The sequence below is a fragment of the Massilia sp. 05N420 genome (assembly GCF_056397205.1).
This window is the reverse complement of record NZ_JBFTMX010000006.1, coordinates 108,002-134,349: the sequence shown is the minus strand read 5'-3', so window position 1 is coordinate 134,349 and position 26,348 is coordinate 108,002. Positions and strand designations below refer to the sequence as shown.

Annotated in this window: 26 protein-coding genes; 17 read left to right on the top strand and 9 right to left on the bottom strand. The window is 64.0% G+C overall.

What is annotated here, in order from left to right; all coding sequences use genetic code 11:
- Positions 1–36: 36 nt before the first annotated feature.
- The 3 genes from AC1DIX_RS05425 to AC1DIX_RS05415 are packed head-to-tail and all read right to left on the bottom strand — an operon-like array spanning position 37 to position 3,773.
- Positions 37–243, bottom strand: coding sequence for a hypothetical protein (locus AC1DIX_RS05425; RefSeq protein ID WP_477250978.1), 207 nt, complete (start codon positions 241–243; stop codon positions 37–39).
- Positions 221–1,960 (bottom strand): T6SS immunity protein Tli4 family protein, encoded by a 1,740-nt coding sequence (locus AC1DIX_RS05420; RefSeq protein WP_477322568.1) that lies wholly within the window; start codon positions 1,958–1,960, stop codon positions 221–223. The genes AC1DIX_RS05425 and AC1DIX_RS05420 overlap by 23 nt, the downstream gene beginning before the upstream one ends.
- Positions 1,953–3,773: an esterase/lipase family protein gene (locus AC1DIX_RS05415; protein WP_477322566.1), complete on the bottom strand. Its 1,821-nt coding sequence runs from the start codon at positions 3,771–3,773 to the stop codon at positions 1,953–1,955. The genes AC1DIX_RS05420 and AC1DIX_RS05415 overlap by 8 nt, the downstream gene beginning before the upstream one ends.
- Positions 3,774–4,349: 576 nt before the next feature.
- Between AC1DIX_RS05415 and AC1DIX_RS05410 the strand changes: the two genes are divergently transcribed.
- From AC1DIX_RS05410 to AC1DIX_RS05385, 6 genes are all read left to right on the top strand, one after another.
- Entirely contained in the window at positions 4,350–6,077 is a 1,728-nt protein-coding gene (locus AC1DIX_RS05410) for an acetolactate synthase 3 catalytic subunit (RefSeq protein ID WP_477250972.1), read from the top strand.
- The gene (ilvN, locus tag AC1DIX_RS05405; RefSeq protein WP_442121815.1) at positions 6,077–6,568 is read left to right on the top strand and encodes an acetolactate synthase small subunit; all 492 of its coding nucleotides are present in this window, start codon (positions 6,077–6,079) and stop codon (positions 6,566–6,568) included. Before AC1DIX_RS05410 ends, ilvN begins: the two co-directional genes overlap by 1 nt.
- A 94-nt stretch (positions 6,569–6,662) precedes the next feature.
- Positions 6,663–7,679: a ketol-acid reductoisomerase gene (ilvC, locus tag AC1DIX_RS05400; protein ID WP_047826307.1), complete on the top strand. Its 1,017-nt coding sequence runs from the start codon at positions 6,663–6,665 to the stop codon at positions 7,677–7,679.
- Positions 7,680–7,838: 159 nt separating this feature from the next.
- The gene (locus AC1DIX_RS05395; protein WP_477322565.1) at positions 7,839–8,630 is read left to right on the top strand and encodes an SIMPL domain-containing protein; all 792 of its coding nucleotides are present in this window, start codon (positions 7,839–7,841) and stop codon (positions 8,628–8,630) included.
- Between the two features lie 136 nt (positions 8,631–8,766).
- Positions 8,767–9,636: a CDP-diacylglycerol--serine O-phosphatidyltransferase gene (pssA, locus tag AC1DIX_RS05390; RefSeq protein WP_442121813.1), complete on the top strand. Its 870-nt coding sequence runs from the start codon at positions 8,767–8,769 to the stop codon at positions 9,634–9,636.
- Between the two features lie 28 nt (positions 9,637–9,664).
- Positions 9,665–10,015, top strand: a complete 351-nt coding sequence (locus tag AC1DIX_RS05385) for a hypothetical protein (protein ID WP_442121812.1) — start codon at positions 9,665–9,667, stop codon at positions 10,013–10,015.
- A 15-nt stretch (positions 10,016–10,030) separates the two neighbouring features.
- Here the strand turns inward: AC1DIX_RS05385 and AC1DIX_RS05380 are convergent, their stop codons facing one another.
- From AC1DIX_RS05380 to AC1DIX_RS05370, 3 genes are all read right to left on the bottom strand, one after another.
- A complete protein-coding gene (locus AC1DIX_RS05380; protein ID WP_477322563.1) occupies positions 10,031–10,786 on the bottom strand; it encodes a hypothetical protein in 756 nt (251 codons plus the stop codon).
- Positions 10,787–10,861: 75 nt separating this feature from the next.
- A complete protein-coding gene (locus tag AC1DIX_RS05375; RefSeq protein ID WP_477322561.1) occupies positions 10,862–11,368 on the bottom strand; it encodes a hypothetical protein in 507 nt (168 codons plus the stop codon).
- Between the two features lie 33 nt (positions 11,369–11,401).
- Positions 11,402–11,905 (bottom strand): hypothetical protein, encoded by a 504-nt coding sequence (locus AC1DIX_RS05370; protein WP_442121809.1) that lies wholly within the window; start codon positions 11,903–11,905, stop codon positions 11,402–11,404.
- Between the two features lie 199 nt (positions 11,906–12,104).
- On the opposite strand from AC1DIX_RS05370, the gene rpsO reads away from it, so the two are divergent.
- The 4 genes from rpsO to AC1DIX_RS05350 all read left to right on the top strand — a co-directional run bounded on the left by rpsO (position 12,105) and on the right by AC1DIX_RS05350 (position 15,699).
- On the top strand, positions 12,105–12,374 hold the full coding sequence (gene rpsO / locus AC1DIX_RS05365) for a 30S ribosomal protein S15 (RefSeq protein WP_036175277.1): 270 nt from the start codon (positions 12,105–12,107) through the stop codon (positions 12,372–12,374).
- Positions 12,375–12,611: 237 nt separating this feature from the next.
- Positions 12,612–14,723 carry a polyribonucleotide nucleotidyltransferase gene (gene pnp, locus AC1DIX_RS05360; RefSeq protein WP_442121808.1) on the top strand — a complete coding sequence of 704 codons (2,112 nt, stop codon included), beginning with the start codon at positions 12,612–12,614 and terminating at the stop codon, positions 14,721–14,723.
- A gap of 187 nt (positions 14,724–14,910) precedes the next feature.
- Complete coding sequence (locus tag AC1DIX_RS05355) at positions 14,911–15,285, top strand: DUF6973 domain-containing protein (protein WP_477322559.1); 375 nt, start codon at positions 14,911–14,913, stop codon at positions 15,283–15,285.
- 39 nt (positions 15,286–15,324) lie between these two features.
- On the top strand, positions 15,325–15,699 hold the full coding sequence (locus AC1DIX_RS05350; protein WP_477322557.1) for a hypothetical protein: 375 nt from the start codon (positions 15,325–15,327) through the stop codon (positions 15,697–15,699).
- A gap of 488 nt (positions 15,700–16,187) precedes the next feature.
- Here AC1DIX_RS05350 and AC1DIX_RS05345 read toward each other — a convergent pair whose 3' ends face one another.
- A complete protein-coding gene (locus AC1DIX_RS05345; RefSeq protein ID WP_477322555.1) occupies positions 16,188–16,628 on the bottom strand; it encodes a DNA-binding protein in 441 nt (146 codons plus the stop codon).
- Between the two features lie 214 nt (positions 16,629–16,842).
- On the opposite strand from AC1DIX_RS05345, the gene AC1DIX_RS05340 reads away from it, so the two are divergent.
- The 7 genes from AC1DIX_RS05340 to AC1DIX_RS05310 all read left to right on the top strand — a co-directional run bounded on the left by AC1DIX_RS05340 (position 16,843) and on the right by AC1DIX_RS05310 (position 23,090).
- Entirely contained in the window at positions 16,843–17,703 is an 861-nt protein-coding gene (locus AC1DIX_RS05340; protein WP_477322659.1) for an STAS domain-containing protein, read from the top strand.
- Positions 17,704–17,710: 7 nt separating this feature from the next.
- Positions 17,711–18,067, top strand: a complete 357-nt coding sequence (locus AC1DIX_RS05335) for an STAS domain-containing protein (protein WP_230029853.1) — start codon at positions 17,711–17,713, stop codon at positions 18,065–18,067.
- Entirely contained in the window at positions 18,067–18,534 is a 468-nt protein-coding gene (locus AC1DIX_RS05330) for an anti-sigma regulatory factor (RefSeq protein WP_477250955.1), read from the top strand. Before AC1DIX_RS05335 ends, AC1DIX_RS05330 begins: the two co-directional genes overlap by 1 nt.
- Positions 18,522–19,556 carry an ATP-binding SpoIIE family protein phosphatase gene (locus AC1DIX_RS05325; RefSeq protein WP_477322553.1) on the top strand — a complete coding sequence of 345 codons (1,035 nt, stop codon included), beginning with the start codon at positions 18,522–18,524 and terminating at the stop codon, positions 19,554–19,556. Before AC1DIX_RS05330 ends, AC1DIX_RS05325 begins: the two co-directional genes overlap by 13 nt.
- Positions 19,553–20,878 (top strand): sensor histidine kinase, encoded by a 1,326-nt coding sequence (locus tag AC1DIX_RS05320; protein ID WP_477322551.1) that lies wholly within the window; start codon positions 19,553–19,555, stop codon positions 20,876–20,878. The genes AC1DIX_RS05325 and AC1DIX_RS05320 overlap by 4 nt, the downstream gene beginning before the upstream one ends.
- Before the next feature lie 3 nt (positions 20,879–20,881).
- Complete coding sequence (locus tag AC1DIX_RS05315; RefSeq protein ID WP_477322548.1) at positions 20,882–22,771, top strand: hybrid sensor histidine kinase/response regulator; 1,890 nt, start codon at positions 20,882–20,884, stop codon at positions 22,769–22,771.
- 130 nt (positions 22,772–22,901) lie between these two features.
- Positions 22,902–23,090, top strand: a complete 189-nt coding sequence (locus AC1DIX_RS05310; protein WP_075796307.1) for a hypothetical protein — start codon at positions 22,902–22,904, stop codon at positions 23,088–23,090.
- Positions 23,091–23,154: 64 nt separating this feature from the next.
- On the opposite strand, the gene AC1DIX_RS05305 is transcribed toward AC1DIX_RS05310, so the two are convergent.
- Both AC1DIX_RS05305 and AC1DIX_RS05300 read right to left on the bottom strand, forming a co-directional pair.
- Entirely contained in the window at positions 23,155–24,573 is a 1,419-nt protein-coding gene (locus AC1DIX_RS05305; RefSeq protein ID WP_477322546.1) for a M16 family metallopeptidase, read from the bottom strand.
- Between the two features lie 10 nt (positions 24,574–24,583).
- Positions 24,584–25,996, bottom strand: coding sequence for a M16 family metallopeptidase (locus AC1DIX_RS05300; RefSeq protein ID WP_442121799.1), 1,413 nt, complete (start codon positions 25,994–25,996; stop codon positions 24,584–24,586).
- Between the last annotated feature and the right edge of the window lie 352 nt (positions 25,997–26,348).

The window sequence follows — 26,348 nt, the reverse complement described above, 5'->3', positions numbered from 1 at the left end:
CTGCGAGGTGTAAAAGTCTGCGCGGGAGCATGACGTTTATGAGGCCTTGCCCGCATCGACATACGCTTCCAGTTTTACGTTGATCCAGTCGACTGGCTTGCCATTTTCTTCGCCTTTTGTCGACGAGAGCCCGAAACGGAAGAGTTTTCCGATAAAGCCATTCTTTTGATAATCCTCTGCGGCTTCCAGATTCTTCTGGCCAAGCTTATTTGGTTCCGCTTCAATTTCTCGTGTTCTTGCCAAGGCCCTTGCTTCGAACCTTGCCGGCCTCAAGACGAGATGATGAAGAGGTCTCTTCGCTACCGCGGTCGGGTGCTTGCCTTACCAATTGCCACCGGCTGCGGCGCTGGAATACGTCGGCGGCTGCCGCCCCTATCCGGAATCTGGAGCGCGCGACCTGGAAGCTTGCAGGGGGYAGCAGTTCGTCCCTTGCGAACCATCGGGTGCCGTCGAGCGCTTCTGTATCCTCGCAACGCCACCAACCGCTTGCCGGACAGGGAGCGCCGGTGGCGGCGAAGTTCCCGACCGGCGCCGTGGGAGCGGTTTGGCTTGTGGCAGGCACATGGATGCTTCCTTTTGAAAGCCCCGGCTCCGCCAGCTGGATTGCCGGTACTACCCGTGCCTGATTTCTTCGATCGAGGAGCGTCCAGCAGGTAGGCTGGTCAAGTTGGTAGCTCGACTGTTCCCTGCGGAGCTTGTCCCACAGCTTCTGTGGTTGCAGCAGCAGCGCCTGTGGCATGCGTTGGCCTTTTTTCAGGAACTGGCGCTGGCCTCCTGCCACTTCAGCACGTTTTCTGCCATCCTTGCATTGCCACCAGCCGGTTTCGGGACAAATGTCTCCTGCAGATGCCGTATTGCCCGGCTTGGAGCCGGGTGCTTGTTCAGGTTTCGCCGTCGGCGCGGTACTGGTCGGACGCACCTGGATACTGGACGAGATCTTGTCCCATAGCTGGATCAGGGCTTCTTCGCCCAGGAAGCTGATGACGGGCCGGGCGCCTGCATTGACGGGGTGGCCGGTCGACATTTCGAGGTGCATGAATGGGACGAAGACGTTATCGCTTGTGCCATTCACTTCCCAGTTGAAGCCGAAGGTATGTACAAAATTCAGCTCTGTCCATTTTTCCGCTACTTCATCGCCTTCAATCCCGCTGATACTTCGCTTGCCCTTCCTTAATTTATTCATGAGCGGCTTCTGCCACAAAGGCATTTCCGCGTCCACAGCCGTGTCGCGCTCGAGGCGTCCTTCCTTATCCGGTTTTGTTCCTGCGCGAGTATTCAATGCCAAGGCTAGATCCGGATGATCCTTGAAGCCCGCAAACATCACCACGCCTTCCGTATAGTCGGCTGGTAAGGGGTCCAGCAAGATGCCGGGGCCGAAGCAGAATCCGGCGGCAGTGGGTATTTCGTTCGCCGGTACCAGCCTCAGCTGGTCGAGAAGCATTGGTAGGTTGCCGATCTTACTGGGATCGTAATCATCGGCGATGAAGTCGAAGCTCGTTCCCTTGGCGTGAACATAGGCTTCCAGTTTGACGTTGATCCAGTCGACCGGTTTGCCGTTTTCTTGGCCTTTCGTCAAATTTCGTCCGAACCGGAAGAGCTTTCCGGTAAAACCATTTTTCTGATAATCCTCTGCGGCTTCCAGATTCTTCTGGCCGAGCTGGTTTGGCTCGGCTTCTATTTCTTTTTGTCTTGCCAAGACCCGTGCTTCAAACTCCTGTTGGGTTTCCTCCTGGGCTGAAATCCAGAATCCTTTCATGTATGCGCGGCCGTAGGAAAAGTCCATGGACTGCGGCAGATCGATCAGGAACCTGCCGATGCAGGCCGTCTTCATCTGTTGCGTCAGTTTTGCCACCGAATAGCGGTCCATCATTGCAGCCCCTATGCCGTAAAGAAGATAAATCCCGTAGAGTGCCGCCAGGACACCGATCAATGGATGCGTCTTCTTGCGCGTTTTATCCATTCTCTCCGAGTTCCTGGACAACTTTGGCGATGCAATAGCAGGTCAGCAGGATAGCGTCGTGATGCTTGTAGCTTTCCTGGTGGCGGTAGCCCTGGGTGGCGAACAACTGCCTGACCTTGCCGCCCGGGCCCGCGCCGGACTGTTGCGATACCGTGTCGTCACCGGCCGACTCCTGTTGCTCGACCGAGAAGGTGAGGGTGCGTTTGCCTTCGACCAGTACGGTCCGTGCGCCGTCCGGCGCATGGCCCAGGTATTTTGCCGTTCGAATATTCGACATCGTTACCGGCCCATGTGGCCCGTTGGACGGCTCATGCGCCACCCAGCGGATCTGGCCATATGCAGGATGAGCCTGGTCCGCGCCGTAAAAGGCAAAGCTTGTGGGATGGTAGTAATCCGCCAGCCAGTCGTGAAATTTTTCTGCGGTGTCGATGGCGTCACGGACTCTTTTTCCAACTCCCCCAAACAAGTCTTGGTACAGATCAGCGGGGTTAGTGAGAGCAGGATTGATCAATCCGTACCATGAATCCATGTCGCGATACAGATCGTAGGGATTCGGCTGCGATTCGTTCGGCAGGCTCAGGCAATCGTTGGTCGCCTCGCGCCGCGCGTTCGGTGCGGGAGTCCGGGCCACCCGGACATGCAGCCAGGGCCGCGGGTAGAGCTTGTTCGGCAACAGCTCGAGAGCCCCCGGCGCAACCGACAACACAGGCGTTGTATCCTCGGGCCGCCTGCCGGCGATGTCGGCGAATTTACCCGCCTTGTAGTTGTCGAGCGTATCGTTCGCCGGGTTGTCGCATTCCGTGCCGCAGGCCAGGCGGCGGTAAGCCAGGGGCGCGCCCAAGGCCGGCATGACGCCGTGGATCACACCCAGGATCTTGTCCGGAATGCGCTTGGCGCAGGCACGCCCGACCAGGCCGCCCATGGAATGGGTAACCAGGATCACCTTGTCGCATTCGTGCTTGCGGGTTCGCCACCATTTGACGATCTCGTCGATGCGCCGCTCGAGACGCATGGCCGATTTGCCGCAGGACTGGAGCCAGTTGTAGCCGCAGGCGTAGATCGGGTACTGGTACCCGGCGTATGTTTCGAGTTCGCTTTCCGTCAGGGGCGCTACCGAGCGCACGCCCCAGCGCCGGAGCGGCTCGCTCTGCATGGCCTGCATGACTTCCTTCCAGCGGGTACGGATGTGTCGCTGGTTGAGCGCATCGAATCGAAAGGTCATTTCAAGGTGGCTCTGCAGTTCGAACAGCAGGTTCCCGTACGAACCATTGAAGATCTCGCCCCAGCCGCGCTCGCGCATGACGCTCTGCTCGAGATGGCAGTGAGGAATATCCAGGTCGCCGGTATCGTCGACTTCTACATAGTCTGGATGCAGGAGGAGTTGGCGTGCTCTCGGGCTTCGCTTCTTCCATTCGTTCGCATACAGCAAAGCAGCCGCATCATTGTTCGGCGGCCGCCAGGCCGGCTCCCCCGGCTTGAGCGGGTAACCCGGCGGCAGCTTCACATCGCGCCTGACACGCAGATTCGTTCCCATCGTTCCTGGAATAAATATGACTGGAACAACCTTGTTCGAACCTTTGTACACCAGGCCGCGCGTCTTGAAACTGGTCGGCGTCAGGACAGTGCGCACACTGAGGCTGCCGTCTTCGTTGATTACGGGATCTTTCAAACGACGCAATGGATCTGTCATCTTTGGCTTCACATAAAAAGCTGTAATGCTGGCATGACCAACGGGCGGCACTTCTGCTCGATTCCGACTGCGGCGGGACACACGATAGATCGCCAGCAAAGGAACGATCGGCGCAATGTGCATCGYACAAGTTCATTGCGTCGCGTACCTTTTTCTTTCGAAACTTTGAGGAGATAAGTGCAGTAGGGAATCTAAAAGAGGGATAAATCCGGGCATTGGTCCTGTGCGAGACAAGCTGGCAACTCGTCATCTAGGGATCGCTTGTATTGCTGGGTAAGGGATGAATGCCTGAGCACGGCAACATTTCACGCGCCGCGTGTCGATATGAAAATTTCGAAAAAGAAAATCCTTTTTTAACTTGACCAGAATGGTGCAACGCAGTAATGTAACTAACGCTTTGCAACCCCGAAGCCCACGGTCAGGCAGGACCGGCACACAAGGCCGCTCCCGCATGACGCGCTTTCACATGTAGGCAGTTTGCTCCAACCCGCGCCAAAAGCGCGAGAGACACGCATTCCGCACACAGAAACTCACGCTGAACGAGTTTGCGCCCAGCGCCGGTTCGTAAGTCATCTACGGGTGGCTGAAAGATCGACGTGACCGCAGGAAGAAGGGAAGCATGAGCACTGTTGCGTGACACGTATCTCGTCAGGAACGAGCATCCGATCAATCTCCCTATGGGTCTTGAAAGGAAACGTAATGAGTCACGATTCGGCAGTTCCCATCACGGGCGCTGAGATACTGGTCCGTTGTCTGGCGGAGGAGGGCGTGAAACACGTCTTCGGCTATCCGGGCGGCGCGGTCCTGTATATCTACGACGCCATCTTCAAGCAGGACAAATTCCAGCACATCCTGGTACGCCACGAACAGGCGGCCATCCATGCGGCCGACGCCTATTCGCGCAGCTCGAACCAGGTCGGCGTGGCCCTCGTCACGTCCGGTCCGGGCGTCACGAATGCCGTCACCGGCCTCTCGACCGCCTATATGGACTCGATCCCGATGGTGGTGATTTCCGGCCAGGTGCCGACCCACGCGATCGGCCAGGACGCGTTCCAGGAGTGCGACACGGTCGGCATCACCCGGCCTGTGGTCAAGCACAACTTCCTCGTCAAGGACGTGCGCGACGTCGCCGCGACCATCAAGAAAGCCTTCTATATCGCCCGTACCGGCCGTCCCGGTCCCGTGCTGGTCGATATCCCGAAGGACATCAGCATGCAGAAGGCCCTGTACGAGTATCCGCGCGAGATCGAGATGCGCTCGTACAAGCCGGTCGACAAGGGCCATGCGGGCCAGATCCGCAAGGCCGTGCAGCTGCTGCTGTCCGCCGAGCGCCCGATGATCTATACGGGCGGCGGCGTGATCCTGGCGAACGCCTCGAACGAGCTGAACCGCCTGGTCGACAAGCTCGGCTATCCGGTCACCAACACGCTGATGGGCCTGGGCGCCTACCGCGCCTCCAGCGGCCACTTCGTCGGCATGCCTGGCATGCACGGCACCTATGAAGCGAACATGGCGATGCAGCATTGCGACGTCCTGATCGCGATCGGCGCCCGCTTCGACGACCGCGTGATCGGCAACCCGAAACACTTCGCCAGCAACCCGCGCAAGATCATCCACATCGACATCGACCCGTCGTCGATCTCGAAGCGGGTGAAGGTCGACATTCCCATCGTCGGCAACGTCAAGGACGTGCTGGTCGAGCTGCTGTCCCAGCTCGACGCCGCCGAACAGAAGCCGAATGAGCAGGCGCTGCAGAAGTGGTGGGGCCAGATCGGCGAATGGCGCTCGCGCGAATGCCTGCGCTATACGCCGTCCGACGAAGTCATCAAGCCGCAATCGGTGGTCGAGACCCTTTGGCAGGTGACCGGCGGCGACGCCTTCGTCACCTCGGACGTCGGCCAGCACCAGATGTGGGCTGCCCAGTACTACCCGTTCAACCAGCCGCGCCGCTGGATCAACTCGGGGGGGCTCGGCACCATGGGTGTGGGCCTGCCGTACGCGATGGGCGTGCAGATGGCGAACCCGGGATCCACCGTCGCCTGCATCACGGGCGAGGGCTCGATCCAGATGAACATCCAGGAGCTGGCGACCTGCAAGCAGTATCACCTGACGCCGAAGATCATCCTCCTGAACAACCGCTTCCTGGGCATGGTGCGCCAGTGGCAGGAACTCGACTACAACTCGCGCTATGCCGAGTCGTACATGGATGCGCTGCCCGATTTCGAGAAGCTCGCCGAGGCCTACGGCCACGTCGGCATGCGCATCGAGAAGCCGGGCGACGTCGAGGGGGCCCTGCGCGACGCCTTCGCCATGAAGGACCGCCTGGTGTTCATGAACTTCATCACCGACCGCAGCGAGAACGTCTGGCCGATGGTCAAGACGGGCAAGGGCCTGTCGGAGATGCTGCTGAGCTCGGAGGACCTGTAATGCGCCACATTATTTCCGTCCTGCTCGAGAACGAAGCGGGCGCCCTGTCGCGCGTGGTCGGCCTGTTCTCCGCACGCGGCTACAACATCGAGACGCTCACCGTGGCGCCGACCGAAGACCCGACGCTGTCGCGCATGACCATCGTGACCACCGGCTCCGACGACATCATCGAGCAGATCACCAAGCACCTGAACCGCCTGATCGAGGTGGTGAAGGTGGTCGACCTGACCGAAGGCCAGCACATCGAGCGCGAGCTCATGCTGATCAAGGTGAGGGCGGTCGGCAAGGAGCGCGAAGAGATGAAGCGCACCGCCGACATCTTCCGTGGCCGCATCATCGACGTGACCGAGAAGACCTATACGATCGAGCTGACCGGCGCCAAGAGCAAGCTCGACGCCTTCATCGATGCCATCGACCGCGCTTCCATTCTGGAGACCGTGCGTACGGGCGGCAGCGGCATCGGGCGCGGCGAACGGATTTTGAAAGTTTAAACGTCAAGGCGTGGGCGGAGTGCCCACCCTGCGGTAGGGTGGGTACTCCGTGCCCACGCACTACATACCACACACCAAAACACAGGACACAAAAATGAAAGTTTTCTACGACAAAGACTGCGACCTCTCCCTCATCAAAGGCAAGAACGTCGCCATCATCGGCTACGGCTCGCAGGGCCACGCCCACGCCCAGAACCTGTCGGAATCCGGTGTCAACGTCACCGTCGGCCTGCGCCGCGGCGGCGCTTCCTGGACCAAGGTCGAACAGGCCGGCCTGAAGGTCGCGGAAGTCAACGAGGCAGTCAAGGCTGCCGACGTCATCATGATCCTGCTGCCGGACGAGAACATCGCCCAGGTCTACAAGGAAAACGTCGAGCCGAACGCCAAGCAGGGCGCCGTGCTGGCCTTCGCCCACGGCTTCAACGTCCACTACGGCCAGGTCGTGCCGCGCGCCGACCTCGACGTGATCATGGTCGCACCGAAGGCCCCGGGCCATACCGTGCGCGGCACCTACACCCAGGGTGGCGGCGTGCCGCACCTGGTTGCCGTCTACCAGGACAAGTCCGGCGCCGCGCGCGACATCGCGCTGTCGTATGCGATGGCCAACGGCGGCGGCCGCGCCGGCATCATCGAAACCAACTTCCGTGAAGAGACCGAGACCGACCTGTTCGGCGAGCAGGCCGTGCTGTGCGGCGGCGCCGTCGAGCTGATCAAGGCCGGTTTCGAGACCCTGACCGAAGCGGGCTACGCACCGGAGATGGCCTATTTCGAGTGCCTGCACGAGCTGAAGCTGATCGTCGACCTGATCTACGAAGGCGGCATCGCCAACATGAACTACTCGATCTCGAACAACGCGGAATACGGCGAGTACGTGACCGGCCCGCGCATCGTGACCGAAGACACCAAGAACGCGATGCGCCAGTGCCTGAAGGACATCCAGACCGGCGAGTACGCCAAGTCCTTCATCCTCGAGAACAAGGCCGGCGCCCCGACCCTGATCTCGCGCCGCCGCCTGAACGCCGAGCACCAGATCGAGCAGGTGGGCAGCAAGCTGCGCGCGATGATGCCGTGGATTGCGAAGAACAAGCTGGTGGATCAGTCGAAGAACTAAGTCAGCCAGGAAGGTCATCCCCGCTTTCGCGGGGATGACGCTACTGTCCGCATGAACGACGGTAATGAATTGCAACCGTTTGCAATATTCCATTACATAAATACGCGCCCACCCCAAAACACGCTATCGTTCCGCCTGTAACCAATCAGGAGAACAACAATGCGTCCGTCCCCCCTCATTCTCGCCATCAGCATCGCACTGGCTACCGTCCCGGCCCTGAACGCCCAGGCCCAGAACGCACCCGCCGCAGTCGCCACCACCAGCGGCACCCTGGTCATCGTCCCCGCCTACGGCGAAGTCCGTCATGCCAATGACGAAGCCACCGTCACCTTCTCGGTCGAAGAGCAGGACAAGGACCGCGCCGCCGCCGCCGCCCGCGTGAACCAGAAGATGAAGCAGGGCACCGAGATCGTGCGCCGCGAGGATCCGCGTGCGGAGCTCAAGACCGTCAACTACTACAGCTATCCGGTGTATCCGGAAGTGCCGGACACGCCGCGTCCGATGGCCAACCAGCAGGCCGCGCGCCGGGTGCCGATCGGCTGGCGCGTCGGCCAGTACCTGGAAGTGAAGACCCGTAGCCTCGACAACCTGCCGAAGACCGCCGCCGCGGCCCAGAAGGTGCTGGGCATCACCAACATCGACTACCACCTGAGCCCGGAGCTGACTCGCAAGCTGGACGACGAGCGCATCGCCGCCACCTACCGCAACCTGAACGAGCGCGTCGCCTCGATCGCGCGCGCGATGGGACGCAACGTCAACGATGCCGTCATCGATACCGTCGACTTCGAAGGCAGCGGCAATTACGTGGGCGGGCAGGGCGATGTGGCCGCCGCGCCGATGGCCATGATGCGCGCCAAGCACGCGGAAGCCGCCGAGATGCCCGAGCCCAGCTTCGAGCCGGGCGAGACCCGTCTGCAGATGCGCCTGGTGGGCAAAGTGAAGTTCAGGTAAGAACCGATCCCGGCAGGCAGGAGCGACTCCTGCCTGCTGGGACAGGTTCCAAGCGTATCGGTTCGCTAACCCCCGTGCGCGGCCATATAATGGCGTGGTCCGCGCCCGCGCGCGCTGTTACCGAATAACAATACTTATGCCAACATTTCCACGCCGCAGAAAGAGCGGCGCACCCAAGACCTCGCGCTTCGGCCGTTTCAGCCGCTTCAGCCGCGCTCCGCGCAAGACGGACGCGGCGGCCCGCCCGCGGCGCGGCATCTACCTGCTGCCGAATGCCTTCACGACCGCCGCCCTGTTCGGCGGTTTCTACGCGATCGTGATGGCGATGAACCAGCGCTTCGACCAGGCTTGCTGGGCCGTGTTCATCGCCATGGTCCTCGACGGCCTGGACGGCCGCGTGGCCCGTCTGACGAACACCCAGTCGGAATTCGGCGCCCAGTACGATTCGCTGTCCGACATGGTGTCCTTCGGCGCCGCGCCGGCCCTGGTGATCTACGAATGGTCGCTGCGCGGCCTGGGCAAGCTGGGCTGGATCGCCGCCTTCGTCTACTGCGCCGGCGCCGCGTTGCGCCTGGCCCGCTTCAACACCAATATCGAAGTCGTCGACAAGCGCTTCTTCCAGGGCTTGCCCAGCCCGGCCGCGGCGGCGCTGGTGGTCGGCTTCGTGATGATGATGACCGATCCCGAGATCAACATCAGCCCGCGCCAGGCCGACTGGATCTCCTGGTGCATCGCGCTGTTCGCCGGCCTCACCATGGTCACCAACGTGCCGTTCTACAGCTTCAAGGACGTCAACTTCCGCAAGTCGGTGCCCTTCATCGTCGTGTTCCTCGTCGCGCTGGGACTGGCCCTGCTGGCGATCGACCCGCCGAAGGTGCTGTGGCCGCTGTTCGTGCTGTACGGCCTGTCCGGCTATGCCGTGTACCTGTGGCGCCTGGCCAAGGGCAAGCCGGTCAGCATCGTGCAGACCGAGGAAGAGCCGCTGGATCCGAGCGAGCGACGCTGATCCGCGCGCCCGATGGTATGCTGAAGCCATGACTACCGATTCCGACATTGAGCTGTCCGGCCCTTTCCAGGCCAAGGACGGCAACGGCCGTACCCTCGACGTGAAAGCGATCCGCATCTTCGACGAGGGCTACGGGATCATCGACGTGTACGTGGAGTTCAAGGCCCAGCTCGAGCCCGGCGCCCACAAGGATCCGGTGCTGCTGCGCCAGATCGTCGAACGCCTGCGCGCGGTCGGCTACAAGGGGCCGGACTTCGGGCTCAGCGATCCCGGCCTGCAGGAAAGCCGCCTGATCGTGCTCGAGGCGCCCGAGGAGTTCGCCGCCTTCGCCAAGAGCCGCGGCTGGAAGAACCTGGCCGAGGATTTCGACGACGAGTAATTTCGGCCCGCCGGCCTAATCCCGCAGCGTGCGCCACTCCTGCTGCGTCGCCGGCTGCTCGTGCTGCGGGCAGCTGGTAATCCTCTGCTTGCCGTGCTTTTCGATCATGTCGATGCTGGTGGCGGGCGAGCGGTCCGTGATGCAGTAGGTGCCGTTGCCGGTGATGACGCGCGAGCGGCGCGCGCCGTCGCCGGTGTCGTTCACCAGCGATTCCACCTTCGGCGCTTCCCAGATCCTGCCGGGCGCCAGCGCGGCGGCTTCCTCCATCTTCCTGCGCATGCGGATCTGCGGGCTGTCCAGCGGGGCGCCGATATACGGCCTGTTTTCCTTGCGCAGCGCCTTGTCGATGCCGCCGATGTCGCGCCTGGCGCGTTCCATGATCTGTTCGGCGCTCGGCTTCGTTGCGGCGGGCCGGGATGGCGCCTCGGCGCTCGTGCTGGATGGCGGAGCCATGCTGTCTGCCGGCGCCGCGAGCGGTGGTGATGCCGGCAAGGGCGGCAGGGTGATGGCGGGGGTGGGGAGGTGCAGATGCCGTGCGGGAGCTTCCTTGCGCGGTGGGGCGTCCTCGTCCTTCGGCGCCGTCGCCGTCGGAGGCCGCGGTCTCGGCAGCGGAATCCATACGGTGCGGCCGCGCGTCTCGTCATCCGGGCGGGCCGGCGCCGGCAGCGTGCGCAAGGCCTGCCAGCCGATCAGCAGCGCCAGGTGCACGAAGGCTGTCAGCAGCAAGCCCAGGCGGCGGTCGGTGGCAGCTGTGTTGTAGGCAAGGTTCATGCAGAAAAAGTATAGCGGCCGCCGGGCGCTGCTTTCTCACACATCCTCACCGTCCGCTTAACCCGGCCTTAAGACTCAGCGGTGCCGGAAGCGGTCGTCGTATATCGGATCCGGCCCGTTCAGCATCTGCCGCACGACACCCTGCTGGTCGAAGTGGACGTTCATCATCGAATTCCACACGCCCGCTTCCTTGTAGCGGTAGGACCAGACTTCGTAGTTGTGGAAGGCCACGCGCGAGATCTCGGCCGGGCGGCCGAAGTTGCGCAGGATGTCGTCCTTGGTCCACTGGTCGACCTTCACCTTGGCGAAATTTTCGCTGGTCAGCACCTGCTCGTAGGAGAGCAGGTGGCCGTCCGGCCCGATGCGCGCCATGTGCTGGAACTGGCCCATCGGCTGGCCGCGGTACTCCAGCACCTGGCCGCCGTCCGGCTCCGGGTAGCTGGCGGCCGGCTGGCCCAGCGCGGCCGTGACCTCGGCCAGCGGCGCGCCGACCGGCGGCGGCTGGCGGAACAGCGGGGCGCAGGCGGACAGGGAGAATGCGAGCGCCGCCGCCAGCGTCATCGTCCCGATCGAATGCTTCATTGCGAGCCTCCTTGTGTAAAGTACAGCCGGCGCTCACAGACCCTTGTAACGGTCGTCGAGCAGCGGGTCCGGGCTGTTGAACACGCGCAGCACCGTGCCGCGCGCATTGAAGTCCACATTCATCACCGAGTTCCACACGCCTTTTTCCTTGTAGCGATAGGACCAGATCTCGCCTTCCTCCAGGCGCGAGCGTACGACCTCGGCCGGGCGGCCGAAGTTGCGCAGGACGTCATCGCGGTTCCAGCGGCCGACCTCGATCCTGGCGAAGTTCTCGCTGGTCAGCACCTGCTCGTAGGAGATCAGCCTGCCGTCGGCGCCGATGCGCGCCATGTGCTGGAACTGGCCCATCGGTTGGCCGCGGTATTCGAGCACCTGGCCGCCGGCCGGGTCGGGGTAGATTGCATCCGGCTTGCCGAGCCTGGCCGTGACTTCGGCCAGCGGCGCGCCGACGGCGGGCGTCCGGCGGATCATCGGGGCGCAGGCGGAGAGCGACAGGATCAGTGCGAGGGTAGCGGCGGTGTTGAGCGTTTTCGTCATCGGTTTATGCATTCAAAGTCCATGAGGCATGCCAAAACGGCAATACCGGTCCCCCACATTGTATAGCGAAGCCGAAGAATTTCTGGCTTCACCCGGCGTTTTCAAATATACTTCCCGGTCTTGGCCTCAAGGCCGGGTTTCTTAACAACTCACGGTGCGCTGGGTTCCGACTCTTGCACCGCATGTGAAAGGTAACATCATGACCGTAGAAAACATCAACAAAGCCGCCATCATCGCGGACAACGCACGTGGCGACAAAGACACCGGTTCGCCGGAAGTCCAGGTTGCACTGCTGACCGCCCGCATCAACGAACTGAACGGCCACTTCAAAGAGCACCAGAAGGACCACCACTCGCGCCGCGGCCTGATCATGATGGTCAACCGTCGTAAGAGCCTGCTGGCTTACCTGAAGCGCAAAGACCTGAACCGCTACCGCGACCTGATCGCCAAGCTCGGTCTGCGTAAGTAATCTACGCATTGAGCCAATCGGCTTGATCACGAAATGCCTGCGTCAGTTCGGCTGCCGCAGGCATTTTGTTTTTCCAGATTTTGGCGTTTTTCGGGGTCAGAGCCCGGTTTTCACGGGTGGGCCCTGACCCCGAAAGACGCCAACTGACTTGCAGTAAAGGCTATCGAAGCCAGATGGCCCGTGGTGAGGTGAACGACAGCGCCTGAAAATCTGTCGGCAAATAGAAAGGGATTACCCATGTTTAACAAAGTTACGAAAACCTTCCAGTACGGCGACCATACCGTGACCCTGGAGACCGGCGAGATCGCTCGCCAGGCTTCCGGCGCCGTCCTCGTGTCGGTCGAGGACACCGTCGTCCTGGCAACCGTGGTGGCGAAGAAAGACGCCAAGCCGGGTCAGGACTTCTTCCCCCTGACGGTCGACTACATCGAGAAGAGCTACGCCGCCGGCAAGATCCCGGGCGGCTTCTTCAAGCGCGAAGGCCGTCCGTCGGAGAAGGAGACCCTGACGTCGCGCCTGATCGACCGTCCGATCCGCCCGCTGTTCCCGGAAGGCTACCTGAACGAAGTCCAGGTCATCATCCACGTGCTGTCCGTGAATCCTGAGATCGATCCGGACATTCCGTCGATGATCGGCGCCTCGGCCGCCCTGTGCGTGGCCGGCATCCCGTTCAGCGGCCCGATCGGCGCCGCCCGCGTCGGCTACGCCAACGGCCAGTACATCCTGAACCCGACCACCACCCAGCTGAAGACCTCGCAGATGGACCTGGTCGTCGCCGGCACCGAACACGCCGTGCTGATGGTCGAATCCGAAGCCCAGCAGCTGTCGGAAGAAATCATGCTGGGCGCGGTCGTCTACGGCCACGAGCAGATGAAGGCAGTCATCGACGCCATCCACGCCCTGGTCGAAGAAGGCGGCAAGCCGGAAGTCGAGTGGAGCCCGGCACCGAAGAACGAGACCCTGATCGCACAAGTCGCGCAACTGGCAGAAGCCAAGGTCCGCGACGCCTACCAGACCCGCGAAAAATCGGCGCGCCAGCAGAAGCTGAAGTCGCTGTCGGGCGAAGTGATGGCCGGCCTGTCCGAGCAAGGTATCGAAGCGGATGCGGCCGAAGTCGGCAACATCCTGTTCGACATGGAAGCCAAGGTCGTGCGTTCGCAGATCCTGGACGGCGAGCCGCGCATCGACGGCCGCGACACCCGCACCGTGCGTCCGATCTCGATCCGCACCAGCGTCCTGCCGCGTACCCACGGTTCGGCCCTGTTCACCCGCGGCGAAACCCAGGCCCTGGTGATCGCCACCCTGGGCACCGGCCGCGACAGCCAGAAGATCGACGCGCTGATGGGCGAGTACACCGACGACTTCATGATGCACTACAACATGCCTCCGTTCGCCACCGGCGAAACCGGCCGTGTGGGCACCCCGAAGCGCCGCGAAATCGGCCACGGCCGCCTGGCCAAGCGCGCGCTGGTCGCCGCACTGCCGGCGCCGGAAGAGTTCAGCTACTCGGTGCGCCTGGTTTCGGAAATCACCGAGTCGAACGGTTCGTCGTCGATGGCTTCGGTCTGCGGCGGCTGCCTGGCGCTGATGGACGCCGGCGTGCCGATGAAGGCCCACGTGGCCGGCATCGCCATGGGCCTGATCAAGGAAGGCGGCAAGTTCGCCGTCCTGACCGACATCCTGGGCGATGAAGACCACCTGGGCGACATGGACTTCAAGGTGGCCGGTACCGCCAACGGCATCACCGCGCTGCAGATGGACATCAAGATCCAGGGCATCACCAAGGAAATCATGCAGGTGGCGCTGGCGCAAGCCAAGGACGGCCGCCAGCACATCCTGGCCGAGATGCAGAAGGCCATGCCGACCGTGAAGACCGAGCTGTCGGACTTCGCACCGCGCCTGATCACCATCCGCATCAACCCGGAAAAGATCCGTGACGTGATCGGCAAGGGCGGCGCAGTGATCCGCGCGCTGACCGAAGAAACCGGCACCCAGATCGACATCACCGACGAAGGCATCGTGACCATCGCGTCGGTCGACGCCGCCGCCGGCCAGGAAGCCAAGCGCCGCATCGAAGAGCTGACCGCATCGGTCGAAGTGGGCAAGACCTACGACGGCACCGTGCTGAAGCTGCTGGACTTCGGCGCCATCGTCCAGGTCATGCCGGGCAAGGACGGCCTGCTGCACATCTCGCAGATCGCCAACGAGCGCGTCAACGCCGTTGCCGACTACCTGAAGGAAGGCCAGCAAGTGCGCGTGAAGGTCCTCGAGACCGACGAGCGCGGCCGTCTGAAGCTGTCGATGAAGGCCGCCGCCGCGGATGACGCGGCAGCGGGTGCGGCGCAGTAAGCTGCGTGCTCCCTCGGCCGCTTCCGCGGCCTGCCAAATGAAAACCGCCAGTGCGTGAGCCTGGCGGTTTTTTCTTTCTGCGCTGTTTGATGCGTTTCAACTCCGCACAGGAAATCCGGCGTAAGAATGCCTCGCATTGCCCGACGATTGCGCATTGTGCGCCAGGGGGCACTGCGAGGAGCGCCACATGGCTGACAGCACCGTTTACGATCAATTCGAGCAGCTTACTCCGGACGAAAAGTCGTATATCCTTAGTCATCCGCATCATGCCGTCGCCATCAGGGAATCGAGATATCTGGCGTTTATCGAAACCAAGCGGTGGTTTGGGCGTAATGGTCGTAACGATAAGTCGGATGCGTTTCGCCATTGCTTCTGGTCAGCACTATTGGCGCGCGAACCAGGATACGAGAACGCGTTGAAATTCACGACCGCACACGAATCCACTCCTGCTAACGATCCCGCCGAAAAAGCCATGGATTTGCACAACAACCGCGTTGGCCTTGGCATAGGGAAGGGTAATCGCACGGACCAGCAGCTTGCGGCCATGTGCCTGTCTGCCTAGAGGGCGGGCAGGCTGAAGGTGTTAAGCGGAGGCTGAACCATGCGCTTGTTCCTGATCGCCAGCCTGTTGTCGCTCGCCGTGGCCGGCTGCTCCGGTCATTCGGTCGAGAAGCAGGCAAAGCAGCTAGGAAACCGCGAATTTACCGCACAGGCGTGGCAAGGCGCCACCCAGGAAGAGCGCGGTGAAATGCTGGCTTCGCTGCTCGACAAACATCGGCTCGTAGGACACCCGGCCAAGGAAGCAGTGGCTCTATTGGGGAAGCCGACAGGTTATTACGAATACGACGAAAATCCCGCCTATTTCGTCGGTCCCGGAACGGTCAAGAGTGGGTTCGGAGACGGCTACCTGCTGGTCTTCCTGACCGACAAAGCAAGTGGGCGCATCACCGATATCCGCCTGATTCCACGGACTTAGCGTCCAGTCGATAGGCCACTCCGGCGGACGGCCACATGAAAACCGCCAGTGCGTGAGTGAACTGACCCCGCCGTTGCGGCGGAATGATCAGGTCTCCGCCTTCGTCTCCGCGAAGTAGGGAGGCTAAACCCGGGTCGCCTTGCACCCCGATTTGCATGGGTTTGGTCTTCCATTCCGCGTTCTCGGCTCCCGTCTCGACCCAGGTCATGGCCTTGATAACCTTCCAGTCGAGAGGGTGGAATCCAGGGCTGCAGCCTAGATGGCGATTGTAGTCATCGACTGCCGTTTTGATTGGAGTCCTTGACGGCGCGCCGCAGACCGCTTTTCCACTTTCCGAGCGCTGTCATCGATGCTTGCTCTGCCATGTGCTTCTCCTTTTGAAGGCGACAACGCACGATGATGGCGTGACAACGCGTGGTTTGAGTTGTTGCCGGGCAAGCGAAGGCAATTCGTGGGTTTTTCTTCGGCGCTTAGGATTTTATTGGCGCTCAGGCCAGTTCCGGATGATGCTCCCTGAGCCAGCCCCTGACATGCGCGAGCAGCGCCTTCGCCTGCGCCTGGGCATCCTCGACTGCGCCGTCACTGACGGCGGCGCCTTCATAGTCGTCGCAGTTGCGAAGCTGCCGCAGATCGTCGAGCTCGACCATGATGCCCTTGTCGAGGCCGACGGCGACCGGCAGGGACTGGATCGCGGTCTGGTGATGCCCGGGCTTGCCGGTCGAGGTGCGATAGCCGTTCGCCAGCAGGCCGGCGATGGCGCATTGCATGACGCACTTGTAGGCGGCGTCGAAGCGGTTTTCGTTGCTGATGGCGGTGACGGCGGCATCGTCCAGATTGCGCTCGGCTGCCGCCAGCAGGCGCTGGATGTCGCCGCGGTCGGGGCGGGCCTCGTCGAGGCTGCCGATTTCCAGCAGATTTTGTAAACTCATCTTTATTGTCCGATTGAAATAGTCTGATCCGGCAGAACCGGCTCGTAATGCTTGAGCATTCGCGACTGTAGCACCCCCGGCAGGCGCTCCCGGTTCGGTACGCAATCGTATCGTGTCGCGAAGGCAAGGAATGGTATAGTTAGTCATTTATTTAACAGAATGCCCTTGCTGTGACATAAAGGGGCTCAATCTTCCAAAGCCAAAGGAACCAATGATGACCACTCAGGACTACGCGACCCGCATCAGCCAGCTCATCCAGGAACACGAGGCCGATATCGGTGCGGAGTGGATGGCGCAGCTGGAAGCGCTGACGGTCCGTTCGAACGTGGTCTCGAAGGAGCAGCTGCGCAAGCACTGCCAGCAATTCCTCACCGCCTTCAGCAACGGCACCCGCGGCGGCGAGCTGAACAATATCGAGCACCGTTCCTGGGACGAGGTGCGCGACCTGCTGGCCGAGATCTCCTCGACCCGCGCCAGGAACGGCTCGACCCCGAGCGAAACCGCAACCTTTGTGTTCTCGCTCAAGCAGCCGCTGTTCGCGCGCCTGAACGCGGGCTTCGCCAACGACCCGGCGGCCCTGGCCAACGCGTCCTGGACCATCAGCTCGCTGCTCGACAAGTTCGGCCTGTACACCATCGAAGTGTTCCAGCGCGCGCGCGACCAGATCATCGTGCGCCAGCAGCAGGAACTGCTGGAGCTCTCGACCCCGGTGGTCAAGCTGTGGAACGGCATCCTGGCGCTGCCGCTGATCGGCACCCTGGATTCCGCGCGCACCCAGGTGGTGATGGAAAACATCCTGCAGAAGATCGTCGACACCGGCGCCGCCATCGCAATCATCGACATCACCGGCGTGCCGACCGTCGATACCCTGGTCGCCCAGCACCTGATGAAGACCATCGCCGCGGCCCGCCTGATGGGCGCCGACTGCATCATCAGCGGCATCCGCCCGCAGATCGCCCAGACCATCGTCCACCTCGGCGTCAACCTGGAAGACGTGACGACCAAGGCCAGCCTGGCCGACGCCTTCGTGGTGGCGCTCGAGCGCACCGGCACCTCGATCGTGAAGAAGGGCTGAGATCCGCATGGAACGTATCCCGATTCTCCGCATGGGCGACCTGCTGCTGGTGACGATCCAGGTCGACATGCACGACCGCCTGGCAATGACGCTGCAGGACGACCTGACCGAGCGCATCGTGCGCGATAATGCGAAGGGCGTGCTGATCGACATCTCGGCGCTGGACCTGGTCGACTCCTTCATCGGGCGCATGATCAGCAATACCGCCGCGATGGCGCGCGTGCTGGACGCCCAGACGGTGGTGGTCGGCATGCAGCCGGCGGTGGCGATCACGCTGGTGGAGCTGGGCCTGACCCTGCACGGCGTGAAGACGGCACTCAACGTGGAAAAGGGCATGACCCTGTTAGGAAAGACGCACTTTTGATGAGCGCAGCTCTCAATCACGCAGTGACTTTCGAGACCGCGCTCCTGGAGCGCGACAGCCGGTTGCGCACCGCGCGCACCACGCTTCCGCTGCGCTCCGACGAGGACGTGGTGGGCCTGCGCAAGCAGGTGCGCGAGCGCGCGGTGGCGATCGCGCTGTCGCTGGTCGACCAGACCAAGCTGGTGACGGCGGCCAGCGAACTGGCGCGCAACACGATCAAGTACGGCGGCGGCGGCGAGGTCCACCTCGACGCGCTGGAAGACGGTTTCAAGCGCGGGATCGGCCTGATCTTCGTGGATAATGGGCCGGGCATTCCCGACCTCGACCAGGCGCTGCGCGACGGTTTCACGACCGGCGGCGGCCTGGGCCTCGGACTGGGCGGTTCGAAACGCCTGGTCGACGAGTTCGCAATCGATTCCCGCGCAGGAGAAGGCACCGCAGTGTCTGTGGTCAAATGGAAACGCTGATCAGTTCGCTGTTACCGCAGCTCGTCTTCCAGATCAATCACGCCAGTGACATCGCGGCCGCCCGCCGCGCGGGCCAGAAGCTTGCCGGCGAGCTGGCCTTCGACGAGGTTCAGGCGGGCCGGCTGGCGATCGTGGTCACCGAGGCCTGCACCAATATCCTCAAGCACGCGGGCGAGGGGACCATCTACCTCATGCGCGCGCAGTCCGGCGCTTCGATGCCGGGCATCGACGTGCTGGCGGTCGACAACGGTCCCGGCATCCATGATTTTTCCAGCAGCCTGCGCGACGGCGTCTCCACCGCCGGCACGGCCGGCACCGGCCTGGGCGCGTTGCAGCGCCAGTCGGACGAGTTCGACGTCTGGTCGATGCCGGGCCGCGGCGCCGCCTTCTTCATGCGCCTGTGGCGCGGCAGTCCGCCGCCGCGTCCCTGCGGGGTCGAAGTCGGCGCGCTGTGCGTGCCGATGGGCGGCGAGGAAGCCTGCGGCGACGGCTGGGCCGTGAGCTGCGACCTCGACGGCGCCACCCTGCTCGGGGTCGACGGCCTGGGCCACGGTCCGGAAGCGGCCAAGGCCGCGCACGCGGCCGTGCATGCCCTCGAGCGCAAGCCGGCCTCGGCGCCGTCCGAGGTGCTGCACACGGCCCACGAGGCGCTGCGCATCACGCGCGGCGCGGCGCTGTCGGTGGCGCGCATCGACTACAGCGGCAACGACATACGCTTCGCCGGCATCGGCAACGTCAGCTGCGTGGTCCACGACGGCGCGGCGCGGCGCGCACTGGTGTCGCACAACGGCATCGTCGGCGCCAATATGCGCAAGGTGCAGGAGTTCACCGCCGACTGCCCGCCGGGCGCGATCGTGATCCTGCATTCGGACGGCGTGCAGACCCAGTGGGACCTGAGCGATTATCCCGGCCTGTATGCGCGCACGCCGGTGCTGGTGGCCGGCATCCTGATGCGCGACTTCATCCGCCGCCGCGACGACGCCATGGTGCTGGTCGGCCGGCGCCGGGGAGAACACACATGAACAACCAGCGCATCCTCGGCGTCAGCCTGTCCGCCGACCAGGACGTGGTGCTGGTGCGCCAGCGCGCGCGCCAGCTGTCGGCGCTGCTCGGCTTCTCGCAGCAGGACCAGGTGCGCATCGCCACCGCCGTGTCGGAAGTGGCGCGCGGCGCCTGCCAGCTCGCCTTCGGCGGGCGCGCCACCTTTCAGATGCGCGAATGCGGCGGCCGCCAGTGCCTGCAGATGATGATTTCGGCAGGCGGCGACACGCCTGCCGGCGCCTCCCTGCCGGACGACGCGGTGGTGACGGCGCACCGCCTGATGGACGAGTGCACGATCGCGAAGGACGCGCGCGGCATCCCGACGGTCACGATGTGCAAGGCCTTGCCGTCCCAGGTCCGGGTCGACGCGGCCCGGCTGGCCGAGTTGGGCGCCCAGCTCGCCAAGGACAGCCCGGTCGCCAACAGCTACCTCGAGGTGCACCAGCAGAACCAGGAACTGGTGGCTACCCTGGCCGAGCTGCGCGAGCGCCAGGAAGACCTGCTGGAGCTGACCCGCGAGCTGGAGGACACCAACCGCGGCATCGTCGCGCTGTACGCCGAGATCGAGGACAAGGCCGAGCGCCTGCGCCGCGCCGACGAGATGAAGTCGCGCTTCCTGTCGAACACCAGCCACGAGCTGCGCACGCCGCTGTCCTCGATCCGGGCCCTGGCCCAGCTGTTGCTGGCCCGCCTGGATGGCGACCTGACGCTGGAACAGGAGCGCCAGGTGAAGTTCATCGAGAAGGCCGYCAACGACCTGTCCGAGCTGGTCAACGACCTGCTCGACCTGGCCAAGATCGAGGCCGGCAAGGTCGAGGTGCAGCTGGCGCCGGTGGTGGCCGACAACCTGTTCCGCGCGCTCAAGGGCATGCTGCGGCCGCTGGTCGACGAGGCCCGGGTCGAGCTGGTGTTCGAGGCGCCGGACTTCGACGAGCCCTTCGAATCGGACGAGGGCAAGATTGCCCAGGTGCTGCGCAACTTCATTTCGAACGCCCTCAAGTTCACGGAACAGGGCCAGGTCCGCGTCCGCGCGGTCCGCGACCTGGAATGCGATACCATCACCTTCGCGGTGGCCGACACCGGGATCGGCATCAGCCCGGACAACCTGCAGCTGATCTTCGAGGAATTCAGCCAGATCGAACACCCGCTGCAGCGCCGCAGCAAGGGAACGGGCCTCGGCCTGCCGCTGTGCCGCAAGCTGGCCGATCTGCTCGGCGGCCGGGTCGAAGTGGAGAGCGAGGTCGGTATCGGCTCGACCTTCAGCCTGGTACTGCCGCGGCGCTTCCCGCAAATCGATGGATAGACGATGACGAACTCCACCCTGATCCTGAATGTCGACGACAACGACGGCGCCCGCTACGCCAAGACGCGGATCCTGCAGAGCGCCGGATTCGAGGTCGTCGAAGCCACCAACGGCACCGACGCGCTGGCGGCCGTCAAGCGCGGCGGGATCGCGCTGGTCCTGCTGGACGTCAAGCTCCCCGACATCAACGGCATCGAGGTCTGCCGCCRCATCAAGGCCGACCCCGACAGTGCCCTGGTGCTGGTGCTGCAGACCTCGGCCGCGCTGACCGGGCGCGCCGACAAGATCCGCGGCCTCGAGGGCGGCGCCGACAACTACCTGGCGGCGCCGATCGAAGCCGACGAGCTGATCGCCAACGTCAAGGCGCTGCTGCGCATGCGCCGCACCCAGAGCGCGCTGCGCGACAGCGAGGAGCGCTTCCGCCAGCTGACCGACAACATCGAGGACGTGTTCTGGATGTTCTCGGTGCCCGAGGGGGCGCTCGAATACGTGAGCCCGGCCTATGCCGCGATCTGGGGCCGCAGCATCGAGTCGCTGGAACGCGAGCCGGGCAGCTGGAGGGATTCGGTGCATCCCGACGACCGCAGCCATATCGACAGCCTGTGGCGCGGCCTGCAGGGCAATCCGCATTACGAGGCCGAGTTCCGTATCGTGCTGGAGGACGGTTCGCTGCGCTGGGTGCGCGACCGCCTGTTCCCGGTGCGCGACGGCCGCGACGAGGTCTACCGCGTGGCGCGCGTCACCAGCGACATCACGCGGCGCAAGGAGATGGAAGGCCTGCTGCGCGCGGCCGACAGCAACAAGAACGAATTCCTGGCGACCCTGGCGCACGAGCTGCGCAATCCGCTGTCGCCGATCCGCAATGCGGCCGCGCTGCTGGGCTCCACCGGCTCCGCCGCCGCCGAGCTCCAGGCGCGCGCGCGCGAAGTCATCACGCGCCAGGTCGACCACCTGGCCCACCTGGTCGACGACCTGCTGGACGTGGCGCGCATCTCGGAAGGCAAGATCGCGCTGCGCAGGGAAGAAGTCGACATCAAGGGCGTGATCGCGCAGGCGATCGAGACCGCCGGTCCGCTGATCGCGGCGCGCGCGCACCGCCTCGAGGTGGTCCAGCCCGAGCGCCAGGTCTGGGTCTCGGGCGATCCGGTGCGCCTGGCCCAGTCGATGGGCAACCTGCTGCACAACGCCGCCAAGTTCACGCCGAAGGGCGGACTGATCCACGTCGAGGTCCAGCTGGACGGCGATACCGTGCGTATCGCGGTGCAGGACAACGGCATCGGCATCGCCGAGGACAACCTGCCGCGCATCTTCGGCATGTTCGCCCAGGCCGCCGTGCCGCCGGACCGCGCGCCGGAAGGGCTGGGGATCGGCCTGTCGCTGGTCTCGCGCCTGCTCGAGATGCACGGCGGCCGCCTGACCGCCAGCAGCCCCGGGATCGGCATGGGCAGCACCTTCACGGTCGAGCTGCCGGTGCTGCGCACCTCGATGCCGGAACAGGCCGCGCCGGCCGCGGAGGAGGGCGGTCAGGCGGGAACGAAGGGGCGCCGCGTGCTGCTGGTCGACGACAATGTCGACGCCATGGAGATGATGGCCTTCCTGCTGACCGAGATGGGCTACGAAGCCCATACCACGGCCGACGCCAGCGGCATCGTCGAGCTGGCTTCGGCCCTCCGCCCAGAGGTGATCGTGCTCGACATCGGCCTGCCGAACGTCGACGGCTACGAGGTGGCGCGCATGCTCAAGCAGCACCCGGAACTGAAGTCGATCCGGCTGGTGGCCCACACCGGCTACGGTTCGCCGGAAGACCGCCGCAAGGCGCAGGAGGCGGGTTTCGATGCACACCTGGTGAAGCCGGCGGAGCTGGACGACCTCGAAAAAGCCCTGCAGGGCTGATCGAACGATGCGTGGGGTCTTGAGGCCGGGGCCTCAAGACGGGCGTGCCCACGCATTGCGTTCGCCAACGCACGGAATCGCACTGGCCGACGTCCTATTCTGGCGGCATCGCCACCACACGGAGGTCATCATGCCCAAGGGAGCCAGCCCGAAACGCGAGCGCGAGTACAAGAAGCTCGAGACCGAGTTCAAGAAGGAACACCGCTACCCCGGCCGCGAGGAGGAAGTCGCCTCGCGCATCGTCAACAAGCAGCGCGCCGAGCACGGCGAGACCAAGCAGTCGTCGAGCGGCGGCAGCAAGCAGTCGGCCAAGAAGTGATCCGCGGATGAAAAAAGCCTCCCGGGCTCGCACCCGGGAGGCTCTTGCTCGTCCTTGCGAGGGATTACTTGTCGGTGACGGTGAAGTCGCCGAAAGCCTTCAACTGCTCACCCACGGACTTGCTGTCGCCGACCACGACGATCGACTGGTGCTCGGGGTTGAAGTACTTCTTCGAGACGTCGCGCACCTGTTCCGGCGTGACCTTCTGGATCAGCGGCACGTACTGGGACAGGAACTCGGGCGGCAGGCCGACCAGCCAGTTCATCGCCAGGGTGGCGGCCACCGCGCGCTGCATCTGGTTGGACAGCACGTAGCCGCCGGCCACGTAGCGCTTGTGCATCTCCATTTCCTGCGGCGAGATCAGCTCGCCGCCGATGCGCTTGTACTCGTTGAAGTACTCGGTCAGGGCCGCGCCGGTGACTTCGTTGCGTACGTCGGCGCCGCCGACGATGCTGCCGCCTTCGCGCATCATGCGCGCGCCGGCCGAGGCGCCGTAGGTGTAGCCCTTTTCCTCGCGCAGGTTGATGTTGACGCGGCTCGAGAAGCCGCCGCCCAGGATGGTGCTGGCCAGGCGCAGCGGCACCTGGTCGCCGGCGGTGGCGGCGATGCCGGAGCCGGCCACGCGGATGGTCGACTGCACGCTGCCCGGACGCTCCAGCAGGATGTGGACCGGCTTGGCGGCGRCCGGCGCCGTTGCGCTTGCCGCCGGGGCGGAGCCTTCGGCCTTCCAGTCGCCGAAGGCATGCTGGGCCAGCTTCATGGCATCAGCCTCCTTGATGCGGCCGGTGATCACCAGCAGCGCCTGGTCCGGACGGAAGCGCTTGGCGTGCTCGGCGCGCAGCAAGGCTTCGTCGACCGAATTGATGCCTTCGACGGTCGGCGTGGTGTGGCCGTAGGGGTGCTCGCCGAATACTGCGCGGTTGACGGCGCGCTCGGCGCGGAAGCGCGGCTGGGTTTCCTGCACGCGCAGGGACTGCAGCGCGTTGGCCTTGGCCAGTGCCACTTCCTTGGCCGGGAAGATCGGTGTGCGCGCGACTTCGGCCAGCAGCTGCATCATGGCGCCGGCCTGCGACGCCAGGGCGTTGGCGCTGACGGTGATGCCGTCGGCGCTGGCGCCGCCGCCCACCGAGCCGCCCAGGCCCTGGGCCAGTTCGGCGATGGCGCGCGAATCGTGTTTGGCGGTGCCTTCGTTCAGCAGGCCCGCCAACATGCTGGCGAAGCCCGGGTGGGCGGCGTCGTCGGCGATGAAGCCGGCGCCGCGCACGGCCAGTACCATGTCGACGCGCGGCACGCCGTTGCGCGGCACCACCCAGACCTGCAGGCCGTTGGCCAGGGTCTTCTTGGCGATGTGCGGGGAGGGCAGCGGTTTGTCCTTGCCGTAGGCGGGCATGCCGGCCGGCTTGGCCGGGGCGGCGGCTTCGGCGGCGAAGGCCGGGCTTGCAAACGCCATCGAGATGGCGGAAATGAGCATCAGTTTTTTCATCGTGCTCTCCTTATTTCTTGTCGGTTGGGGCCGGGGCGGTGTCGGCCTTGTTGGCCGGCTGCGGCGCGGCCGCCGGTGCGGGCTTCGCCACCGGCCTGCGGTCGATCACGGTGCGGTTGGCCTTCACCAGGTAGGTGGCGGCGACGCGCTGGACATCCTTCGACGTCACGCCTTCGATCCAGCCCGGCACCTTGTTGACCACGTTGGCGTCGCCCCACAGGGTCTGCAGCTTGGCCAGGGTATCGGCGCGGCTCAGGATGTTTTCGAGACCGTTGTTCCAGTCGGACAGCATGCTGGTCTTGACGCGCTTCAGGGTGGCTTCGTCGACGCCGTCCCTGGCGACCTTGGCGATCTCCTCGTCCATCGCGGCCAGCATGGCGTCGGCGCTGCTGTTCGGCTTGTACAGGCCGGTGACGGTGAACAGGGTCGGGCCGTCGTACTCGAACGGCCCGGTCAGGCCGAAGCCGCCGGAGATGTTCAGCGCGATCTCGCGGCCCTTCACCATGCCCTGGTAGAACAGCGAGGCGTCGCCGCCGGCCAGCAGTTCGGCCAGTACGGCCATCGGGGCCTGGTCGGCGGTGCCGCGGGCCGGTACCTTCCAGGCGGCGGCCACGGCCGGCACCTGGGCCAGGGCGTCGCTCTGCTCGATGCGTTTTTCCTGGGTGTTCAGGCCTTCCGAAAAGTCGGTGGCTTTCGGGGTCGCGCGCCTGGCGATGCCGCCGAAGTATTTCTGGGCCAGCGCGAAGCCCTGGGCCGGCGTGACGTCGCCGGCGATCGCCAGCACCGCGTTGTTCGGGCCGTAGTAGTCGCGGTGGAAACCGCGCACGTCGTCCAGGCTGGCGCCCTCGAGGTCTTCGAAGCTGCCGTAGCCGTCGTGGTTGTTCTCCCACTTGTTGAAGGCCAGCTTGCTGATGTCGATCCAGTTGAAGCCGCCGTAGGGCTGGTTCTTCACGTTCACGCGGATCTCTTCCTTCACCACGTCCTGCTGGTTCTTCAGCGTGGCCGGGTTGAAGTCGAGGGTCTTCATGCGGTCCGCTTCCAGCCACAGGATGGGCTCGAGCGAGGACACCGGCGCGGTCTCGATGTAGTTGGTGAAGTCCGGACGGGTCGAACCGTTGTTGCGGCCGCCGCCGCCGGTGATGGTGCGGTCGAAGACGCCCTTCGGCGAATTCGGCGTGCCCTGGAACATCAGGTGTTCGAACAGGTGGGCGAAGCCGGTGCGGTTGCGCGGCTCCAGGCGCATGCCGACATGGTAGACGACCGACACGCCGACGGTCGGCGAGCTGTGGTCTTCGGAGACGACGACCGTCAGGCCGTTGTCGAGCTTCTTGACGTTGACCGGCAGGGTCCACTGGTCGCTGTTCGCGGCGTACGCGGACATCGACAGCGACACCCCGGCCAGCAGGGCGGGTAATAGGCGCATGCGCATTGATAACCTCTGGTTTGGGCTGAACTAGAAACTGCGTCTTTCTGTCCGGATCGTATCCAGGCAGCGGCTAATATTAACGCAATGTCATGCAAATAAGTAACTTTTTGTTTGGGTGGCAACTAAAAGCGGAGACGATTCGATGACAAATCCGTACAGTTTTTCATGGTGGGGCGGCGCATAATGGCCGGTTCCGCCGCGTCTCCGGCCTGCATGTCATTCCCGCCATCGTGTCGCTCGGGGCCCGCTTTCTGCAGTTCGTCGCAATCCCGTGGGCGTGGACGCGCCGGGGCTTTACTCTGACCATGTGTGATGCCATCTTGAAAATTGTCGAACTGGCACAATTTCA

Coding starts and splice junctions, on each gene's coding strand:
- AC1DIX_RS05415 (WP_477322566.1), bottom strand. CDS start 3,773: ATGCACATTGCGCCGATCGTTCCTTTGCTGGCGATCTATCGTGTGTCC.
- AC1DIX_RS05410 (WP_477250972.1), top strand. CDS start 4,350: ATGAGTCACGATTCGGCAGTTCCCATCACGGGCGCTGAGATACTGGTC.
- ilvN (WP_442121815.1), top strand. CDS start 6,077: ATGCGCCACATTATTTCCGTCCTGCTCGAGAACGAAGCGGGCGCCCTG.
- ilvC (WP_047826307.1), top strand. CDS start 6,663: ATGAAAGTTTTCTACGACAAAGACTGCGACCTCTCCCTCATCAAAGGC.
- AC1DIX_RS05395 (WP_477322565.1), top strand. CDS start 7,839: ATGCGTCCGTCCCCCCTCATTCTCGCCATCAGCATCGCACTGGCTACC.
- pssA (WP_442121813.1), top strand. CDS start 8,767: ATGCCAACATTTCCACGCCGCAGAAAGAGCGGCGCACCCAAGACCTCG.
- AC1DIX_RS05385 (WP_442121812.1), top strand. CDS start 9,665: ATGACTACCGATTCCGACATTGAGCTGTCCGGCCCTTTCCAGGCCAAG.
- AC1DIX_RS05380 (WP_477322563.1), bottom strand. CDS start 10,786: ATGAACCTTGCCTACAACACAGCTGCCACCGACCGCCGCCTGGGCTTG.
- AC1DIX_RS05375 (WP_477322561.1), bottom strand. CDS start 11,368: ATGAAGCATTCGATCGGGACGATGACGCTGGCGGCGGCGCTCGCATTC.
- AC1DIX_RS05370 (WP_442121809.1), bottom strand. CDS start 11,905: ATGACGAAAACGCTCAACACCGCCGCTACCCTCGCACTGATCCTGTCG.
- rpsO (WP_036175277.1), top strand. CDS start 12,105: ATGACCGTAGAAAACATCAACAAAGCCGCCATCATCGCGGACAACGCA.
- pnp (WP_442121808.1), top strand. CDS start 12,612: ATGTTTAACAAAGTTACGAAAACCTTCCAGTACGGCGACCATACCGTG.
- AC1DIX_RS05355 (WP_477322559.1), top strand. CDS start 14,911: ATGGCTGACAGCACCGTTTACGATCAATTCGAGCAGCTTACTCCGGAC.
- AC1DIX_RS05350 (WP_477322557.1), top strand. CDS start 15,325: ATGCGCTTGTTCCTGATCGCCAGCCTGTTGTCGCTCGCCGTGGCCGGC.
- AC1DIX_RS05345 (WP_477322555.1), bottom strand. CDS start 16,628: ATGAGTTTACAAAATCTGCTGGAAATCGGCAGCCTCGACGAGGCCCGC.
- AC1DIX_RS05340 (WP_477322659.1), top strand. CDS start 16,843: ATGACCACTCAGGACTACGCGACCCGCATCAGCCAGCTCATCCAGGAA.
- AC1DIX_RS05335 (WP_230029853.1), top strand. CDS start 17,711: ATGGAACGTATCCCGATTCTCCGCATGGGCGACCTGCTGCTGGTGACG.
- AC1DIX_RS05330 (WP_477250955.1), top strand. CDS start 18,067: ATGAGCGCAGCTCTCAATCACGCAGTGACTTTCGAGACCGCGCTCCTG.
- AC1DIX_RS05325 (WP_477322553.1), top strand. CDS start 18,522: ATGGAAACGCTGATCAGTTCGCTGTTACCGCAGCTCGTCTTCCAGATC.
- AC1DIX_RS05310 (WP_075796307.1), top strand. CDS start 22,902: ATGCCCAAGGGAGCCAGCCCGAAACGCGAGCGCGAGTACAAGAAGCTC.
- AC1DIX_RS05300 (WP_442121799.1), bottom strand. CDS start 25,996: ATGCGCCTATTACCCGCCCTGCTGGCCGGGGTGTCGCTGTCGATGTCC.